At 60.2% G+C, this 241-nt stretch carries 1 pseudogene; it reads right to left on the bottom strand.

Annotation, left to right across the window (positions count from 1 at the left end):
* A pseudogene (locus tag SB725_RS33555) lies at positions 1–241 on the bottom strand (hypothetical protein); the annotation flags it as partial.

Raw genomic sequence — 241 nt, forward strand, 5'->3', positions numbered from 1 at the left:
GTAGTTCTTGTGGATCTTGCCGTCCTTGTAGTCCATGTCGCGGCTGTCGCGGTAGACGATCTTGTAGTAGCTGGCGGAGTACTGGATATCGATCTCCGCGTGGAACTGTTGACGCACGGTGATCTCGGCCTGGATCAGCTCCGGGCTGATGCGCTGTACGGTCCACTTGCGGGCTACGAGGTTCTTCAGGATCGCCTGCTTGACCTGCTCCTGGTCGGCCTGGATGGTGGCCGGGAGCACC

This window comes from Pseudomonas sp. SIMBA_041, assembly GCF_046535095.1.
GTDB classification, from domain to species: domain Bacteria; phylum Pseudomonadota; class Gammaproteobacteria; order Pseudomonadales; family Pseudomonadaceae; genus Aquipseudomonas; species Aquipseudomonas mucoides.